Origin of the sequence: Flavobacterium pectinovorum (assembly GCF_006438875.1) — a bacterium.
Classification (GTDB): domain Bacteria; phylum Bacteroidota; class Bacteroidia; order Flavobacteriales; family Flavobacteriaceae; genus Flavobacterium; species Flavobacterium pectinovorum_A.
The window spans coordinates 431036-450556 of sequence record NZ_RCZH01000002.1 but is presented as its reverse complement, the minus strand read 5'-3'; the positions used below and the strand labels follow the sequence as shown (position 1 = coordinate 450556).

At 32.7% G+C, this 19521-nt stretch carries 15 protein-coding genes; 2 read left to right on the top strand and 13 right to left on the bottom strand.

Annotation, left to right across the window (positions count from 1 at the left end):
- Positions 1-238 precede the first annotated feature (238 nt).
- From EAH81_RS04290 to EAH81_RS04255, 8 genes are all read right to left on the bottom strand, one after another.
- On the bottom strand, positions 239-1000 hold the full coding sequence (locus EAH81_RS04290) for a hypothetical protein (RefSeq protein ID WP_140504116.1): 762 nt from the start codon (positions 998-1000) through the stop codon (positions 239-241).
- A 1035-nt stretch (positions 1001-2035) separates the two neighbouring features.
- Positions 2036-4315 (bottom strand): helix-turn-helix domain-containing protein, encoded by a 2280-nt coding sequence (locus tag EAH81_RS04285; protein ID WP_140504113.1) that lies wholly within the window; start codon positions 4313-4315, stop codon positions 2036-2038.
- A 100-nt stretch (positions 4316-4415) separates the two neighbouring features.
- The gene (locus tag EAH81_RS04280; RefSeq protein ID WP_140504111.1) at positions 4416-4994 is read right to left on the bottom strand and encodes an OmpH family outer membrane protein; all 579 of its coding nucleotides are present in this window, start codon (positions 4992-4994) and stop codon (positions 4416-4418) included.
- Between the two features lie 672 nt (positions 4995-5666).
- Positions 5667-6515 carry a class I SAM-dependent methyltransferase gene (locus EAH81_RS04275; RefSeq protein ID WP_140504179.1) on the bottom strand — a complete coding sequence of 283 codons (849 nt, stop codon included), beginning with the start codon at positions 6513-6515 and terminating at the stop codon, positions 5667-5669.
- Positions 6516-6608: 93 nt separating this feature from the next.
- Positions 6609-7073: a GNAT family N-acetyltransferase gene (locus EAH81_RS04270; protein WP_140504109.1), complete on the bottom strand. Its 465-nt coding sequence runs from the start codon at positions 7071-7073 to the stop codon at positions 6609-6611.
- Between the two features lie 560 nt (positions 7074-7633).
- Positions 7634-9505 (bottom strand): tRNA uridine-5-carboxymethylaminomethyl(34) synthesis enzyme MnmG, encoded by a 1872-nt coding sequence (gene mnmG, locus EAH81_RS04265; protein ID WP_140504107.1) that lies wholly within the window; start codon positions 9503-9505, stop codon positions 7634-7636.
- 482 nt (positions 9506-9987) lie between these two features.
- A complete protein-coding gene (ybeY, locus tag EAH81_RS04260) occupies positions 9988-10407 on the bottom strand; it encodes an rRNA maturation RNase YbeY (RefSeq protein ID WP_140504105.1) in 420 nt (139 codons plus the stop codon).
- A complete protein-coding gene (locus tag EAH81_RS04255; protein WP_140504103.1) occupies positions 10404-13790 on the bottom strand; it encodes a DUF4175 family protein in 3387 nt (1128 codons plus the stop codon). The genes ybeY and EAH81_RS04255 overlap by 4 nt, the downstream gene beginning before the upstream one ends.
- A gap of 161 nt (positions 13791-13951) precedes the next feature.
- On the opposite strand from EAH81_RS04255, the gene gltX reads away from it, so the two are divergent.
- A complete protein-coding gene (gene gltX / locus EAH81_RS04250; protein ID WP_140504101.1) occupies positions 13952-15457 on the top strand; it encodes a glutamate--tRNA ligase in 1506 nt (501 codons plus the stop codon).
- Between the two features lie 34 nt (positions 15458-15491).
- Here the strand turns inward: gltX and EAH81_RS04245 are convergent, their stop codons facing one another.
- On the bottom strand, positions 15492-16469 hold the full coding sequence (locus tag EAH81_RS04245; protein ID WP_140504098.1) for a hypothetical protein: 978 nt from the start codon (positions 16467-16469) through the stop codon (positions 15492-15494).
- A gap of 140 nt (positions 16470-16609) precedes the next feature.
- On the opposite strand from EAH81_RS04245, the gene EAH81_RS04240 reads away from it, so the two are divergent.
- Positions 16610-17590: an SPFH domain-containing protein gene (locus tag EAH81_RS04240; protein ID WP_140504096.1), complete on the top strand. Its 981-nt coding sequence runs from the start codon at positions 16610-16612 to the stop codon at positions 17588-17590.
- 22 nt (positions 17591-17612) lie between these two features.
- On the opposite strand, the gene EAH81_RS04235 is transcribed toward EAH81_RS04240, so the two are convergent.
- From EAH81_RS04235 to EAH81_RS04220, 4 genes are all read right to left on the bottom strand, one after another.
- On the bottom strand, positions 17613-17867 hold the full coding sequence (locus tag EAH81_RS04235; RefSeq protein WP_140504093.1) for a DUF6327 family protein: 255 nt from the start codon (positions 17865-17867) through the stop codon (positions 17613-17615).
- A 2-nt stretch (positions 17868-17869) separates the two neighbouring features.
- Positions 17870-18220, bottom strand: a complete 351-nt coding sequence (locus EAH81_RS04230) for a competence protein (protein WP_140504091.1) — start codon at positions 18218-18220, stop codon at positions 17870-17872.
- A gap of 127 nt (positions 18221-18347) precedes the next feature.
- Positions 18348-18674 (bottom strand): YtxH domain-containing protein, encoded by a 327-nt coding sequence (locus EAH81_RS04225; protein WP_089354172.1) that lies wholly within the window; start codon positions 18672-18674, stop codon positions 18348-18350.
- 91 nt (positions 18675-18765) lie between these two features.
- Positions 18766-19245, bottom strand: a complete 480-nt coding sequence (locus EAH81_RS04220) for a hypothetical protein (protein ID WP_140504088.1) — start codon at positions 19243-19245, stop codon at positions 18766-18768.
- Positions 19246-19521: the final 276 nt, after the last annotated feature.

The following is a 19521-nucleotide window of genomic DNA, read 5'->3' as shown; positions in this document are numbered from 1 at the left end:
GCCATAGGTACGCAACAAAACAAACACATGCGTAACTGCGGCACGCTAAATTTCTTCATATTGATGTTTCTACCAACATTGAGTGCCTAACGGCACAAAATATAGACTTTCAACTCTTGATAAATTTATACTGACCTTGAAAATTTAAACCTCTTCTTAAAGAAATAGATAAACAGAAATTTTAGATAAAATATTGTATTTCAATAAAAAAACCTGTTCCATGTGGAACAGGTTTTGACTATTTGGTCACTATTTTCGCATCCTGAGAAAGTATTTCTTTGCCATTTTGAGAAATCGTTAAACTGGCCGGAGGAGATTCAGAAGTTCCTAAAACAATGATATAACATTGATACAAATAAACATCTTTCTTAAAATCAAAATGGCTGTTTCCACCACTTCCGTCAGAAATCCACTTTCCGTTAGTAATCACCAAATCAGGTTTATCACTCATTGATTTCTTGATCGACCAGGAAGCATATCTGTAATTATCATTTCCAAGATCATCAATTCTAATTCTGAATTTTGATGTTTCCAGAATATATTCTGGAGCTTTAAATTTAGCAATTGAAGGATGTAGTTTTCCTTTCTCACTCGCTATCAGTTTATTTTTGAGATCTTTTTCATATTGAGATTGATAATTAATAGTGAGTAGTTTTCCATCAGTATCAATCCATAAAGTGCCTTGATTCAGCATAATTCCGCGCCAGCCAACTTCTGACCAATCTTTTACGGGATTTGATTTTATAATTTCATTCTTCAGCGTATTATCAAAAATCTGATCATATCTTTTGATAAAATCGGCTTTGTTCTTGACTGCCGGAATTGGATACTCCCGTCCCAACGGAAAGGAAATAAAAGCAGCAACTCCCTCTTTGTTATTACTTTTTACATTGGCAATAAAGTTTTTTATAAATTTTTGATATTCCGGTTTTAAATCCTGACTAAAAGTCAATTGACCGCAAAAAATCAAAACAGCAAAATATAGTATTCTATTTTTCATATCTAAATCTTTTAATTAATTATTAATCTGATATTTACGTCAATATAAAAGTAATTATTTATTCCCGTAAATATTGATTTTTATTGAGTAATCTCGTGCTAAAACACAGTGTCATTAAGTGAAGTTTCTTGGACCATAATTTTCTCAAAATAACAAGACATAAACACAATCTTGTCATTTCGACAGAGGATAAATCTTCGTAAATAACTCCGCACCAAGAATCCAATCTTTGTCGAGCTTCTCGCGAAGATTTCTCTCCCGAAGCCTCGGGATCGAAATGACAAAATCTTTATGATTTTTCTCTTTTACGAGAGATTTACTTACTTTACTATCAAGGATGTTTTCCTTAACTTAATGACATTCCTCGAAGCCTCGGGATCGCCACAAAAAGATTTTCACTTCTATCAAGGCTAGGTCAATCATTTTTTATAAGAATGATTCCGTCTGATTTGTCATTTCGACGAAGGAGAAATCACACTCGTAGCTCGACAAAGATTGGCGATTTTGATTGTGGAATTTCTAGTGTGATTTCTCCTTCGTCGAAATGACAAAATCTTTGCGATTTTTTGTTCTACTTTTAAAATATTTCCCTTATGTAACAACATCACATTAAGACAAAACAGAACTTTTGTTTAATGTGGAACATTTATAACCTCCTAAAAAAAAGACTTTATATAATAAATTTTATTTTACATAATGTCATTTCGACGAAGGAGAAATCACACTCGTAGCTCGACAAAGATTGGCGATTTTGATTGTGGAATTTCTAGTGTGATTTCTCCTTCGTCAAAATGACAAAATCTTTGCGATTTTTTGTTCTACTTTTAAAATATTTCCCATATGTAACAACATCACATTAAGACAAAACAGAACTTTTGTTTAACGTGGAACATTTATAACCTCCTAAAAAAGAAGACTTTATATAATAAATTTTATTTTACATAATGTTAGTTGGCCAAATCTAAAATCTAAAATCTAAAATCTAAAATCTAAAATCTAAAATCTAAAATCTATCCCGAAGACTCGGCACTAAAATCAATTGATACTGGCTTTGAACATTTTAAGCTCATCCCAGGTAAATTCATCACCGTATTTTTCTTTCAATGGATTTAAAGATTCTTCCTGATAAAACTGAAAAGCTTCACGAAGTGCCAGAATTTTATCATAAGGCAAGACATCTGAAATCTCTACTTTCTTAGCCTGAATCAGTTTAACGAAATGCATTTCAATAGTTTGCACTGTAAGCTTACGAATTCTGGCAATGTCCTGAATCGAATTTTTTTCAAGCCATAAATCGTGCGTTTCCTCTACAGTTGTTTTCTTGTCAGCCTTTGGTACGCTTTTATCCAGCTTCCTTGCAGTATATCGCACCACAGGCTCTTCCGATTTAAAAATATCTGTGTTGGACATATTAAATTCCTCGCGGATTCTGGCAATCTTGTCTAATTTGTAGTTTTTAATCGCTGTAGACGACAATTTCTCTTTACAGATGGTTTCGCCTGCAACGACAATTTCTATAAGCAATTTGGCCTTCATTAAGCGCAAAACAGCTTTCGTTTGCAAATCATCCAGAAAAGCCAATTCTTCATAAAACTCTTTGACCTTTTTGAATTTCTGAATTTCGGCCATTTTCTGCAAAAGATCCGTTACCAATTTGTCCATCGGTTTAAAGAAATAATCATAGGCAGCCACTACCCTTTCCTGCACAAAAAGCAAATCGACAGTTTCTTTATTGAAAATTTTATTAAGCTGATTCACGAATTTTTGCGAAGGATCAATAAGTCCGTCAATTGTTTCTAAACGTTTATGAGCCCAAACGGAATGTTTTGATTTTTCTGATCCAGCCGCATTTTCGTTATAGCTAAAACGGTGATTACGCCATTCCTGAGATAAATCAGTCCAATTAAAACTGTTAATCAAATAGTTATGAATAAAGTTTTTGGTCTCAAAATGCAGTGAATTTTTCAGGATATCTTCTGTTGCTTTGTTCAAAGCATAATCCATGACATCCTGATCGTTCGAAATACCATTCATCTGTAGCGGAGAAAGCAAAATAAGCCCATTTAAGGACGTTAAACGTGATAATGCCACATACGCCTGTCCGGGTAAAAAAACTTGCGATACATCGAGCGCAGCTTTCTCAAAAGTTAAACCCTGACTTTTGTGTACCGTAATAGCCCACGCTAATTTTAAGGGATAATGCGCAAATGTGCCCAAAACTTCTTCTTCAACTTCTTTTGTAAGCTCATTTACCTTGTAACGAATATTTTTCCATTCGTATTTTTCAACTTCAATGGTTTTATTCTCATCCGGAAAATGCACAAAGATTTCTTCGGGAGAAAGCGACTTTATCACGCCCATTTTGCCGTTGAAATACCGTTTTTCAAATGACAAATCGTTTTTAACAAACATGACTTGCGCGCCTATTTTAAGTTTTAAGTTTTCCTCAACAGGGAATATTTTTTCGGGGAAATCACCCACAACAAACGGCTGATAAGAAAATTCATTTCCTGCCAGATCGCCAATTGCCTGCTCATTCATAGAGTCGGCTTTGGCATTATGCGTTGTAAGTGTGATATATCCGGGATTGTTTTTTAAGTCAAAATCCGGTTTGACATATTCGTTTAAAACCTGAATATCCTGTGGAGTAATCTGATTGTTTCGAAGATTATTCAAAACCGAAATAAAAGCATCATCGCTCTGACGATAAATCTTAGATAATTCGATGTACAACGGTGGATTCTGCTGAATTACATGCGAATGAAAAAAGAATTTTCCTTTGTAATAATTGCGTAATGTTCGCCATTCTTCATCCCTTACCACGGGCGGAAGCTGCAGTAAATCGCCAATAAACAGCACCTGAACACCACCAAAAGCTTTGGTGTTTCTACGAACCGTCTGCATCATAAAATCTATGGCATCCAGCAAATCAGCGCGAAGCATACTGACTTCATCAATAATCAAAAGTTCCATGTTTCTGATCACATTTCGCTTCACATTGTTCATTTTGAAATGTCGGCGCAAAGTTTCCTTATTCTCGAATTTCACCGTTTCGGTAAACTGAGAAGCCTCTTCATAAGACGGAATAAAAGCAGAAAATGGTAACTGAAACATCGAATGTATCGTTACTCCGCCTGCATTTAAGGCCGCTATTCCGGTTGGCGCCACAACTACTGTGTTTTTGTGCGTTGTCGCAATGATTTCGCGCAAAAGCGTAGTCTTTCCGGTTCCTGCTTTACCGGTCAGGAATATCGATTTTTGCGTTTGATTGATGAATTGTAAGGTGTAAGCAGCAGCTTCTGAAACGTTTTGCATTGGGCTTGTATTGAAAAACTAAAAGTATCGTATTTTTATAAAAGAAAAAACCTAAATCTTTACAGACTTAGGTTTTTAATTTAATGTAGTTAGTTTGGTATTATTTTTTAGCAGCTTCTTCTTCTTTCACTGCTGGTTTATCTGTCTTAGGCTCTGATTTGTATTTGTCATTCAAAGCTTTAATGATATCTTTTGTTATATCATATTTCTCTTCAGCATACAAAATTGATGCAGCATCACCAGTACCGTAGATATAAGAATAACCGTTTTTCTTACCGTACTCTTTGATGAATTTTTTAACTCCGCTTACTAGAGAATCCATTTCAACACCACTTTCCTGTTGCAATTGTTGAGACAAAGCTTGTTGAGCATAACCCAATTGTTGTTCTCTTTTTTGCAACTCAGCTCCTCTTTGTTGTGCCCAGGCTTGTCCATTTGCTTGTGCCTGACTTTGAAAACTAGCAGCATCTTGTTTAAAGCGCGCAATTTCAGCTTGTAGTTGTCTTCCCTTTTCTTCTGCCTGTCCTTTGTATTTTGCTTCAAGATCTTTTGCTTCAGTATACTCTTTCATTAAAACTGAAGTATCTACGTAAGCTGTTTTTACTTCCTTAACTTCTGCTGTTTTACCACATGAAACAACCAAAATTGAAAGTGCGATAATTACTAATGCTTTTTTCATTTTTTAAATTTCTAATTTTTTAATGTATAGAAGACAAAAATATAAAAAAATAAATAGCATCAACATAAAGTTTAAAAAATGCTAGAATTTTATCATATTGTTTTTATTTATCGAAAGAAAAATGTCAATAATTCAACGCTATCAAAAGTGACTTTCATAGCTTTTATTAGAAACACTATCTCGAAAAAGACGATATTCTTCCTCCTAAGAGCCGAAAAAGTCGCTTAAATTGGCTTATTTTGTGTTTTACCTGTTTTTTTTAAACCTAAAAGAATCTTGGATGCTTTTTTCGTTCCTTGATGTTTTCAAAATTTATCACGGCAAAAAAATCTTTTCCTATATCTAAAATTTTTAAACACAAAATTCGATTAACATCATTTTTTTAAATTCTGCACTTCTGAAAATATAAAATACAATTTCAATAAAAGCAAAATTCTTAATAATTTTTATCTTCATGATTTCAAAATTTAAAATGAGAAAAATTCAGCCGCAAAATTTCAAAAAACACTCCTTTTTTATGGCATTGTTTTTATTTATGGATGCCACTTAAACCATAAAAAACCACTATCAAAAGTGGCTTTTATAGCTTTAATTAGAAGTGTTTTCTCAAAAAAAAGGATATTTCCCCTCACTTGAATGAAAAAGTTGCTAGAAACGCGCTTATTTTACGTTTTAGCTGTTTTTTAAGACGTAAATGTGCGATGAATACTCTTTTGTGTTGCTTGCTTTTAAATTTGATTTTAAACCAACAAAAAATGCTCTGATGTAATTCATTTTTCCGGTTTTGTATTTTTCGGATAATAAGCTCACATAAAAAGAATCAAATTTCATCGGAAGTACTTTTTCCAATTTCATGTCGACTTTTTCAAAAAGAGATTGGATGGCTTTTTTGGAGAAATGCCAAAAATGAATTGGCACATCATAAGCGGCCCAAAATTCATTATAATATTTTGCGTCGTAAGATTTGAAATTTGGAACCGCAACAATTAATGTTCCAGTTGGCTTTAATAAGCGCTTCAATTCCTGAATTTGAAATTCCAAATTTGGAACGTGTTCTAAAACATGCCACATCGTAATTACGTCAAAAGAATTATTTTCAAGATCACTAATTTCATCCACAAAAGAAATTCCTTTTTGTATCGCAATATTTTTTGCTCGTTCGCTTGGTTCCACTCCAACAGTTTCCCAACCGTCATTTTTTGCCGTCAATAAAAAATCTCCGGTTCCGGCACCAATGTCCAAAATTTTTCCTTTTTGAGATTGTTCGCCATTTATTAAATTCAGTTTATTTTTCAGCGCCATGTTTTTTACAACATGATATGCTTTTTCAAATAACGAACGTTTGTTGTCTGTGTGAGAAATATAATCTTCACTTTCGTAATATCTTCCAAGATTTTGCAAATCGGGTTGCGGAGATGTAATCAACATGTCTAAAGTTTCGTCATGATACAATTCGAAAATCTCTTTAGATACAGAATGGTCTTTTACAGTAAGAAAATGTTTTTTGTTTAAAACGTCCATTTTTAAATTATAGGTATTTTGGTTTAATTTCATAGTAAACCCTAAAAGCGAAATTTTTCACTTTTAGGGCTTATTGTTTTTATTATTTCTCTTTTAGCGTTTCCAGTTAATTTTTACAGCCGACATTTTTTCATTTTCTAATCTAGTTTCTGCCAAAATTGTAAAACCGTTTTTTAAATAAAACACCATTGGAGATTTATATATTTCATTATTTTGTTTCATTTCATTTTCATGATCAGTAACCCAACCATTCAAACTACTATTATTCTTTTTTATTTCATTTATCAAAAGTGAACCATTTCCTTTTCCCTGAATTTGGCTATCTAAAATTATGGCAAACCAATCTTCACCTTCTCTCAAAAAAGTAAACGCCCAACCATTAATTTTATTTGAATCATCAAGCAGCAAATAATGTTTTGTATTTGAAATTCCATTCAAATACGATTCAAAATCATCGATCGTTTTTAAATGTAATCTTGCTGGATATTCGTTATTCCAAAGTTGCATTAAAGAATCTTTTTCTTCTAATGATAAAACTTCTTTTTGAACGATTTTCATAATTACTAAATATAGTTTTTATTTTTTTGCCATTCCGTTTCAAACTCGTTTCACGTGGAACAAATACTATCTAATGTTTTAGATTATCTTAAAGCAAACGAAACAAATCTTTGTCGATCTTGCAATGGAGATTACTCGTTCCTCGGAATGACAAACTATGTCAAAAGCATTCATATTTTAAATTAGTTTCACGTGGAACAATTCAAATTAAAACCTAATTTTAAATCCAAATAAAAATAGTTTCACGTGGAACAATTTAATCATTTCGTTCTTTATCCTCCTTTTAATTGTAGAGGCGCACAGCAGTGCGTCTTCGTTCCAATATATTTTGATTACAACATATTTTGATTAAAGCGAATTATATACTGTTGCGTTAGATGCACTGCTGTGCATCTCTACAGAAAACAACCTTATTCGATTTTCACGGTTCAACAAATTTAAAACTTTAAACAACTAAAGATGCACTGCTATGCATCTCTATGGAATAAAAATCAAATCTAAAGATTCAAATATTCATTCTAACAAACAATCTAAAATCTATAATCAGAAATCTACAATTTCTACCTTCCCATATAAATCAACAAAACCGAAATATCACTTGGTGACACTCCGCTTATTCTTGAAGCTTGAGAAATTGTTACAGGACGAATCTTGCTCAATTTTTGTTTTGCTTCAATCGACATTGATTTAATTTTATTATAATCGAAACTTTCAGGAATTTTCACATCTTCTAAACGTGTTAGCTTATCAGCGTTATTTCTTTCCTTTTCGATATAACCGGAATATTTGACCTGGATTTCGGCTTGTTCCAAAATTTCCTGATCAACATCGTTAGATTCTATATATTCTTTTACTTTTTCAAATTTCATCATATCCTCTAAATCAATTTGAGGACGAGAGAAAACTTTAAACATTTTATCACCTTGTGTAATCGGGGCTGTTTCTTTCGCTTCCAAAATCGGATTTGTTTCTGCAACCGATACACTCGTTTCTTTAAAGAAAGCAACCATCTTTTCAGACTCGTTTAATTTCTTTTCCATTCTGCGCAAACGAGCTTCAGAAGCCAAACCAATTTCATGCGACATTGGCGTTAATCTGAAATCTGCATTATCTTGACGCAACAATGTTCTATACTCTGCCCTTGATGTAAACATACGATAAGGTTCTTCCGTTCCTTTCGTAATCAAGTCGTCAATCAATACACCAATATAAGCTTCATCACGTTTTAAAATTAATGGTGCTTTTTCATGCACTTTTAAATGCGCATTTATTCCAGCCATCAAACCTTGCGAAGCTGCTTCTTCATATCCTGTAGTTCCGTTAATCTGTCCGGCAAAATATAAACCTTCAACCAACTTAGTTTCCAAAGTGTGTTTTAATTGCGTCGGCGGAAAATAATCATATTCGATTGCATAACCCGGACGGAAGAATTTCACTTTCTCAAATCCAACAACAGAACGCAATGCCTTAAACTGAATATCCTCCGGAAGCGAAGTTGAAAATCCGTTCACATAAACCTCACAAGTATTCCAACCTTCCGGCTCTACAAATAATTGGTGACGTTCTTTATCAGCAAAACGATTAATCTTATCTTCTATCGAAGGACAATATCTTGGACCAAGACTTTTGATCCTTCCGTTGAACATTGGCGAGCGATCAAAACCTTCTCTCAAAATATCGTGAACATCCAATGACGTGTACGTCATGTGACAAGATCTTTGATGCGTCAAAGGAGTTGTCAAATCAGAATAAGAAAACTTATCCGGCTTTGCATCTCCCTTTTCTTCGTTCATTTTCGAATAGTCCAAAGAACGTCCATCAACACGTGGTGGCGTTCCTGTTTTCATTCTTCCAGATTCAAATCCAGCTTTAACCAAATCTTCGGTAATTCCGGTTGCTGCACTTTCACCAGCTCGTCCCCCACCGAATTGTTTTTCTCCAATATGAATCAAACCATTCAGAAAAGTTCCGTTTGTCAAAACAACAGATTTAGATCTGATCTCCACTCCTAACGAAGTTTTGATTCCCTTTATCTTTCCATCCTCGATAATCAAACCTTTTACCATCTCTTGGTAGAAATCCAAATTTGGAGTTCCCTCCAACATCATTCTCCATTCCTCAGCAAAACGCATTCGATCACTTTGAACTCTCGGCGACCACATCGCAGGTCCTTTTGATTTATTCAACATCTTGAATTGAATTGCGGTTCGGTCAGAAACAATTCCTGAGTATCCGCCCAACGCATCAATCTCACGCACAATTTGTCCTTTTGCAATTCCTCCCATCGCTGGGTTGCAAGACATCTGCGCAATGTTCTGCAGGCTCATTGTAACCAATAAAGTTTTTGATCCTAAATTTGCGGCCGCTGCCGCGGCTTCAGATCCAGCATGACCTGCACCAACTACAATAACATCGTATTCTTCTAAAAACATTTTGTTTTATTATTCTCTGGAAACCGTTTAAGACGGTTCTCAGAATTAACTTTATATTTTTTTTGTTCCACGTGGAACGGCGCACTTGCACCAATAGTCATTTTTTAAATTTCAAACGCCCATTTAGAACTCAAAATTTCAACTTCAAAAACATACGCTGTTCCACGTGGAACAGCAGCTATAAGTTTTAAAATTTCGAATCGTTGCCTCAAACTGTTCCACGTGAAACAAATTTCTTCTGTAAATTCCAAACTAGAATCTTCAACACTGTTCATGTTCCACGTGAAACATTCTCAGTTCTTTTTAAAACGATACACTTTGTTTGTGTTCCACGTGAAACATTATCATCTTCAACTTTCAAAATAAACTTTAAACTAACGTTCCACGTGAAACATTCATGCCTAATATTTAAAATAAATCACTAATTGTTTCACGTGAAACAATTGGAATTTGGAATTTAAAAATTTGGAATTTGTTTTTATCTATTGTTCCACGTGAAACATCGCAATCTTCTCATCTTCTTTTGAACGCATAAGTTCAGCATCAGCATCAGACTTATCTTTGTAACCGCAGTAATGTAATATACCGTGAGCAAGAACACGCTTAATTTCTTCTTCAAAAGAAACATTAAAATCCTTAGCATTATCTTCTACTCTTTCTACAGAAACAAAAATATCCCCGTTAAGTTCATTTCCAACTGTGTAATCAAAACTGATAATATCAGTTAGAGTATCGTGATTTAGATATTCTACATTTATCTTATGAAGATATTCATCATCACAAAAAATGTAATTTATCTCTCCTTCGTTTTTATTTTCAGAAACTATTACAGCACTTAACCAATCTGCAAAGGCTTGTTCGTTGTCTAAAGTAAATTCGGTTTCGTAATTAAAATTGATCATTTTGTATTAAAATATTCTTGAACTTTTTGATTAAAATTCGAGCGCAAAGGTAGTGATTGTCTATTTAAAATCTCTACACTGTTTAAATAATCCAATAACGAGCTTGGCAACGCATTCGTTTTATTAGAAAACTCAGCCTTATTAGTTTCAGATTGACGCTTGGTATCTTGCCCTTGTTGCTGAACTGCATTGTTTAATTTTAATAATTCTTGTTGAATATTTAGAATACGCTGCAAGTTCTCATTCTTAAAACCTTTATTTAAAAGTTGTTTTTCAGAAGCTTTCATTTGATCGATTACAGATTTACCCTGAGAATCTAAACCTTGTTTTGCTAATTCCTTTTGCAATGCTTCACGAAGTTTTACTTGTTCCTTGTAGATTTCCATGATAGCTTCAGCATCCCCTTCTCCATCATTCCCGTCTTTACTTTCATTTCCTTTTCCACCGCTTTTGTTTCCTTGTCGATTTTTACCATCTCCACTTTTTCCCTCACCGTTCTTTCCTTGTCCATCTTTACCCTGACCATCTTTTCCTTCGCCTGGTTTGTCCCCAGGTTTGTCTCCCGGTTTATCGCCAGATTTTATTCCTGCCTTCATTTTATCACCCAGACCTTTTTGTTTCTGAATAATATCCGGCAATTGCATACCTTGTCCGTCTCCTGGTTTTGGTTTTCCAGATCCTGGTTTAGACATAGACATTTGCATATTGTTTAATAAATCACTTAGAAAATCTGCTAATTTATTTGCAGATGAAACAGCATATTGCTGGTGTGAAACTCCTTTAGGAACCTGAACATCGCTTAAGCTTTCAATAGCTTTATCAACATTATATTGAACATTACCAATTTCTTTAGTTACATCTTCTGCAATTTTTGGATTACGAAGAGACATTGCAAACAAACTATCATCGACATATTTAAACTGCTGTTTCAAATTCTGCTGAACTTTAATGTTCTTTGTATAAGCAGAAGATCCCAATTTCATAGATTTAAATTGTTTCATAACATCTTCCTCTGACAAAGAAAAAGCCAAAAGATTATCCAGAACCTGACGAAGCATCGCAACATCTTCCTCTAACTGATCCTGCTCTCCACCTTCCATACTAGAATCCATTTGTTCTGCCATACTTTTCATTTTCTTAGCAGCACTTTTTTGCTTTGGCTTAGCCGAAGAAGAATTCTTTTTACCTAATTCTTCAGAAGCTTTTTCTAAATCATTCTTTAAATCTTTTTCTTTAGAAGCATCAGAAGGAATATCCAATGGAGATTTTAACGTCTTGTTTTCGTCTTTCAAATCTTTTAAATCCTCTTGAATTTTATCAAATGCTTTGTTGATATCTTCCTGTTTGTCCTGAGTATTTTCTTTATCTTTATCCGAAAGCTGTTCTTGTTGGTCTGCTAACTTCTTTAATTTATCTGCAACTTGTTCTGTTTTTTTAGAAACATAAAAACGTTTTGTAAGTTCGACTAATTGTTCAAGGTTACGAGATTGGTTTTTACTGATCTGTTTGAACTTTTCCATTTTATCAAACAACTCTTCACTATTCAATTTGTCGTTTAAGTTCTTCAACTCATCCATTAACTTCTGATTCTTTTCTAAATCTTTCTCCGCATTATCCAAACGCTTTTGCAAATCATCAGCAGTTTTGTCCTTCTTCTCAGACTGAAACTTATCTAAATTCTTATTCATTTTCTCTGCAAACTGCTTCATCAATTCGTCTTGCTGTTTCTGACGTTTGATAAAATCATTTACTTTTTGCTGATCTTTGAACTCTAAATTATCTTTCTCTTTTCCGGCTTTCTGAATCTTATCCATCTCTGAGAATTGTTTGGTTTGATTCTTCAAAGACTTTTCTAAACTATTGATATTATCATTTTGCTGTTGCAATTCCATATCATGAATCTCATCAGTAGTTGAAACTCGATCAGAAAAAACAGAAGACTTTGTACTCTTAAATCCATGAGGTGCATCGTTATCAAAAACCTCAAAATAGTACTCATAAGATACTCCTTCTTGTACAGCCAGATTGCTTGGAAAATTAAAAACAAACTGATCAAATACTCCAGACTTCACAGGTATCGTTCCTCGCTTTGCAGTATTTGGTTTGTTATGTTCATAGTACACAACCTGCAATTTAGATAAACCATAATCATCACCTAGTCTGCCTAAAACATAATTCTTATCTAACTTTAAACTATCCGGTGCAGGACTTACGCTGATTGTTGGATGCTGATCTCTGATAACTGAGAGCTGATAATCCAGTTTTTCGTAGTTTTTCACCTTATTATTCGAGGTAAGAATTTGATATTCTGTATTTTGACTGATGTTTTTAGCCAATTTAAACTCATTTTCAGATTTATTGAACTTAAAAGTTGCCTTTTCATCCTTCCAAACAATCTCCTGAGTCGATTGTGTATTCATTTTCCAGGTCACCAAAGTTCCTTCCGGTACAATTGCATTTCCGGTTCCCTGAATGGTTTCAGATTTTTTCTTTAGATAAGAGGGAAAGTTCAACACCATTTCGAAATTGGCAATTGATGGAACTGTAATAACTTTCAATTCATATTCATCAGATGAAACCGAATTTCCCTCAAAAGAAAACGAAACATTTTCTACAGGTTTTTCAATCTTGAATTCAAACTTTCCCGCTTGAGATGATTCCATAAAATAACTTTCGTTACCAATATGAATCATTACATTCTCCGGAACAACATTTCCAACAGATTCCATTTTGATAACGAAATCTTTATTTTGTTCTGTTTGCAAATTCTGATTTAGGACCACAAATTTAAAAGGAGCCGGAGGCAAAAATGTCGCATTAAAATGCACTACTCTATTTAAACTTTGAGAAATTATATTGCTGTTTCCCGAAATATAAAACACCGCAAAAAGTAAAACCGGAACTATTGCCAATGGTAAATACTTCTTATTCGTTTTAAAATTGATAGCATTTCCAAATGGAATTGGCTGCAATGAATTTGCTTTTTGCTCTATCGAAGCCAACATCAATTCAGAACTTTCTGCCGAATTCTCAGAAGCTGACAATTGCAAAAAGTTCGTAAGCTTATCACTTACCTCTGTAAAATGCTCTCCAATAATTTTGGAAGCCTGATTATAATCGATTCCTTTTTGAAGTTTGAACAACTTAAAAATTGGAAAAAGAATAAATCGGAACAAAAGAAAAACTTCTACACCTATAAATAACCAAAACAAAAAGGTTCTTCCTAATGGTTTCAACCAAAGAAAATACTCAATAAAAAGCGTAAATAGAAAATACAATAACCCAAATCCAATAAAAAGGAGTCCTCCTTTTATCAATTCGTTGGTATAATATTTCTTTATAAATGCTTCAAGCTTTAGATATATTGCAGATGTTGTTTTCAAAGTGATTCTCTTTTATTTATAACCCATAAAAGTACTAATTATAGCAATTCAAATTCCAAAAAATAAATTCCAAATCCCAACTTCAACTTTACCTTGTAATTTGGAATTTTAAAAAATTGGAATTTATCTAAAGTTGTATCTTTGCATCAAAATTTAAACAAATGTCAAAGCAAGTTCGTGTGCGTTTTGCACCAAGTCCAACAGGACCTTTACATATTGGCGGAGTTCGTACTGCCCTATTTAATTATTTATTTGCCAAAAAAAACAATGGTGTTTTTTATTTAAGAATTGAAGATACAGATCAGACTCGTTTTGTTCCAGGTGCCGAAGCTTATATAATGGAAGCACTAGAATGGTTAGGAATTGCTCCTGAAGAAACCGTTGGAAAAAATGAAAAATTCGGTCCATACAGACAAAGTGATCGTAAAGAAATTTACCAATCTTATGCTGATCAATTGATCAATTCAGGTTGGGCATATTATGCTTTTGATACTCCTGAAGCTTTGGATGCACATAGAAAACAACACGAAGCCGAAGGAAAAACATTTATTTACAACCATCACAATCGTGAAAAGTTAGATACTTCCCTAGTAATTTCTGCTGATGAAGTTGCTAAAAGAATTGCAAATGGAGAACATTATGTTATCCGTTTTAAAACGCCGGTTGATGAAACTTTACATTTGAAAGATATTATTCGTGGTGATGTAAAATTTGAAACGAATCTTCTTGATGATAAAGTATTATTCAAAAGTGACGGTATGCCAACCTACCATTTAGCGAATATTGTCGATGATCATTTGATGGAAACTTCACATGTAATTCGTGGTGAAGAATGGTTGCCTTCTATGCCTCTTCACGTTTTATTATACAGAGCTTTTGGTTGGGATGCTCCGGAATTTGCGCATTTACCTTTGATTTTAAAACCAATTGGAAACGGAAAATTATCTAAAAGAGACGGTGATAAATTAGGATTTCCTGTGTTCCCGTTAGAATGGAAAACTGAAGAAGGAATTTCATCAGGTTACAGAGAGAAAGGATTTTTTCCGGAAGCGGTTATAAACTTTCTTGCTTTGTTAGGTTGGAATGACGGAACTGACAAAGAATTATTTTCATTGGAAGAATTAGTAGAGTCTTTTGACTTGAACAGAGTTCATAAATCGGGAGCTAAATTTGATCCGGAGAAAAACAAATGGTTCAATCACCAATATTTAATCAAACAAAATGATGCTGATTTAGCGAAAGACTTCACTCCTATTCTAGTTGAAAAAGGTATTAATATTTCTAAATTTGACGTTACAAGAATCGTTTCTTTGATTAAAGAACGTGCTCATTTCGTTTCTGAATTTTGGGATTTGACTGATTTCTTTTTCCAGGCTCCAACATCTTATGATGAAAAAGCAAGCAAAAACTGGAAGGAAGAAACGCCGGCTTTAATGCAGGAATTGATTTCAACTCTGGAATATATTGATGGATTTGATTCGGCAAATATAGAAGCAATCGTAAAAGATTGGTTAACTAAAAACGAAATTGGAATGGGCAAAGTAATGCAGCCTTTCCGTTTGAGTTTGGTTGGAGCACTAAAAGGCCCTCACCTATTTGACATTGTTGAAATCATAGGAAAAGAAGAAACTATCTCTAGAATTCAGAAAGCAATTGCAACTTTATAAAAACAAAAAAGCTCCCAAATTTGGGAGCTTTTTTTTATATAATTTTTAAATCTGCCATGACTTTAAATTCGCCTTCCGTTAATTGGTTTGACATATTCGCTCCCCAATTCATAGCTCCCGGCATATATAACCAAAGGATTTCGTTTGTTTCACAATCTACTATAATTTTAAAATATACTATAGTAGAAAACGAAACGAATGGTGCATTCGATTTAACAATTCCATAAGGAGCTGTATACACAACAGCAGTATTTTTAGATTTGTTAACAAGCGCATCGTTCAATTCAGATTCTGGTACAAACTTTAAATCTCCACCGTAATTTTTTATGGCAGCTTCTTTTGTTCTACCCTTCGCCAACATATTATCTTCTACTAATAATGTTTTTCCTTTTAATCTAGAAACATTTTCTTTAGCCATTTTTTCAGCATACTTGTCAAAATTTAAAACTTTATCATTAGTAATAATCCAATCTACATTCGCTTGTAAAATTGTTAAGGCATATTTATAATCAGCTTCAGATAAAGACTTATCATTATTTAAATTTCGGGATGGTAAATAAATCTTGGAATCTGTTTTAATAATATTACTTTCTATTCTTGTAAATGCTATCGCAGGAACATTTTGATTTGTTTTAACTCCCCAGTAACCTTTATCATTCAATTGAACTAATCTTAAAATAGCATACGATTTATTCTTAGCTTTTTGTAAAGCTTTAATTTCAGTACTTGTTTTAAATTCCATTTGATTAGTGAATGTCCAATATTTTTGGGCATAAACTTTAAAATCTCTATTAAAGTCAACTATAAACTTTTTGTAATCCGCTAACTCTTCAGCTTTCTTTGGTTTATCCAGTTTCTTTAAAACATCTTCATCTTCTTCAATAATTTCAACAAGTAAAGGGCGTGTTTTTAATTGTTTTAATTCATCAGGATCTGCATAAAAACTCACATTAATCTGGGCTTTCGAAACGAAAGACGTTAATAGTAAAAAATAAAATACAATTTTTTTCATAAATTTTGTTTTGGTTAAATTTTAAACCAAAAATAGAATAAATTTTAACAAATAAAATCTTCTAAAGAAATTATTATATAATGAATGTCTTTATATTATTCGTATTTTTAAAAATTAATAAAAACTAAATTAATATCATCATGGGTACAGCATTTATTATTCTAATAGTCTTCGGATTATTTATTTTAATGTCTTCGTTCTTTACTGTTAAACAACAATCATCAGTAGTTATAGAACGATTTGGGAAATTTCACAGTGTTAGAAATTCAGGATTACAATTAAAAATTCCGTTGGTAGACAGATTGGCCGGACGTGTAAATCTTAAAATTCAACAACTTGATGTTATCATCGAAACCAAAACTAAAGACAACGTTTTTATCAAAATGAAAGTTTCAGTTCAGTTTAAAGTGATACAGGAAAAAGTATATGATGCTTTTTATAAACTCGAATATCCACACGATCAGATTACTGCCTATGTATTTGATGTTGTTCGTGCCGAAGTTCCAAAGCTAAAATTGGATGACGTTTTTGAAAGAAAAGATGATATCGCAATTGCAGTAAAAAGAGAATTGAACGAAGCAATGACAACTTACGGATATGATATAATCAATACTTTAGTAACTGATATTGATCCGGATATCCAAGTGAAAAATGCCATGAACAGAATCAATGCCGCTGACAGAGAAAAAACTGCAGCTGAATTTGAAGCTGAAAGTTCAAGAATCAGAATCGTTGCAAAAGCAAAAGCTGAAGCTGAAAGTAAACGTTTACAAGGTCAGGGTATTGCAGATCAACGTCGTGAAATTGCAAGAGGTTTAGTAGAAAGTGTTGAAGTTTTGAATAATGTTGGAATTAATTCTCAGGAAGCTTCCGCCTTAATTGTAGTTACTCAACATTATGATACGCTGCAAGCTATTGGTGCTGATGCAAATTCTAACTTAATTTTGTTACCAAATTCTCCACAAGCCGGAAGCGATATGTTGAATAATATGGTTGCATCGTTTACAGCATCCAATCAAGTTGGTGAAATGATGAAGAAAAACAATAAAAAAATTGTGAAACCAAAACCAATTGAACCTCAATCTGGTTATGAAGATGACATATTACCTGAAGTAAAATAATTATAGAAAACGAAAAAGAGGCTTAATTGCCTCTTTTTTTATTGATAAACCAATTGATAATATACGGTAAAATTGATTGCAAAACCTGTGGATATGATCTGGTGAAGTAATCTTTATAGGAAGAAAAAACGCCACTAACGATACTTTGTGGTGTAATAGATTCTTTAGTTCTCTGAAAACTTAAAACCAATTTTTGATAATTAATCTCTTTTTCTAATTTGAGAATTTCTAAATCTCTTTCGATTTCTGCGTATGATGAGTATTTTTTAGTTTCCATAATTAGTCGTTAAAAAAGATTTCTGAAAATTTTTCCAATATAGGACCTTCAACAACTTTATCTTTTAAGAAGAAAAGTAAAATTGTAAATACTAAGTAGATCCCTCCTACTGTTAAAAAACCAAGTGCAGTACTTTCAAATAAAGATCCAAAAGCATACGCTGCGGCAAAAGATCCAAAAATCATAACCATACTAAAACACAATAAAATCAATGTGAACTTAAAAATTAAAGTTGTTGATTTCATGGCAACCTTAAAACCCCAAAGTTTATAATACGCTAAATGACTGTCCAGATAAACCTTAGMCTGATCCTGAATATTTTCAGTGTTTTCTTTTAATTCTTCAAAAGCCATAATTGTAATTTTAATTAAAAAAAGAAGCACAAAACTCCTGATTAAACAATTGTATACTGATTACTTTAAAATTAAAATAATCTTCCCAATCATTAAAATCACATTGAGCTTTGTGCTTCCTGTATTATTATTTTTGAAGTTTAGCGTTTTGTGCTTTTAAATCAGCCAGTTTAGATTCCAAAAAACTGATTACCTCTTCTGTTTTATAACTCATATTTGAAAGTAATTCTCCATAAGTTCCATCTAAATTTTCTTTTGCATGTGTAAATTTTTCACGTAACACTTCAGAACTTGCCGAAAGTGAATCTTTCAAATTGTGGGTTGCATCATCTAAACCTTCTTTAAGTTTAGCACGAGTTTTAGATCCTTTGTCAGGAGCAAATAAAATTCCGATTGCTGCACCAGCGGCGGCAGCACCTAAAATTGCTGCTACAGTATTTAAGTTCTTTGACATAATAATTAAATTTAAATGATTAATAAAGGTACTCTTTTTTTAAATTATAAAATGGTGACTAAATATTATTTAATAAAATTTAACACTAAATTTAATACACATAAGCTATTGCTTCATATTTTCCATCTGCCTTTTCAATAATGCTAACAAACGGATATCCACTTGAAGCCAATTGTGTTTTGATTCTCAAAGCAGTACTTTTTTGATTTGCAATTGGCGGTTCCCCTTTTGTCCTGGTCGAGACGCCCGAAAAATTAGCAGCTTGTTTTAAACCTATTGTCTTTTCCTGAGGTAAAACGGTAACGAATTTATAATCTGATTTTGAATCTACTATTACTTTATCAGATATTTTTTTTGTCTGATTGGTTTGTTTATTGGTTAATTCTGAAACAGCATATTTGCTAATTTTATGTTCTTCTGCACTTCCGATAAAAGAATAATAAACCAAATCATTTTCCAGTTTAATAAAATTAACATCAAGCTGTTCACCATTATGTTTTGTAATTTGATGTGTTTGAGAAATTGCAATATTTGCAAATAAAATAGATAGCGTAAAAATGATACTTTTCATAAGTAAAATAAATTTAAAATTTTTGAATTGTTTATAGCCAAAGATGAAAATCAAAATTTGAAACTATCAGCAAAAAAAAAATTCTATGATATTTGACCATTATGAAATCATCCTAAAAAATACTTTTACGCTGAAGTATTATCAAAATCAATTCACAATAAAAATTGGAACATAAAACAATTGATAAGAATTCGTACTTAGAATTAAAACAAAAGTCAAAAACTATTTATTTTTAAACTTTAGTAAAACTCACTTTCGATTCTCAACTTTCATTTC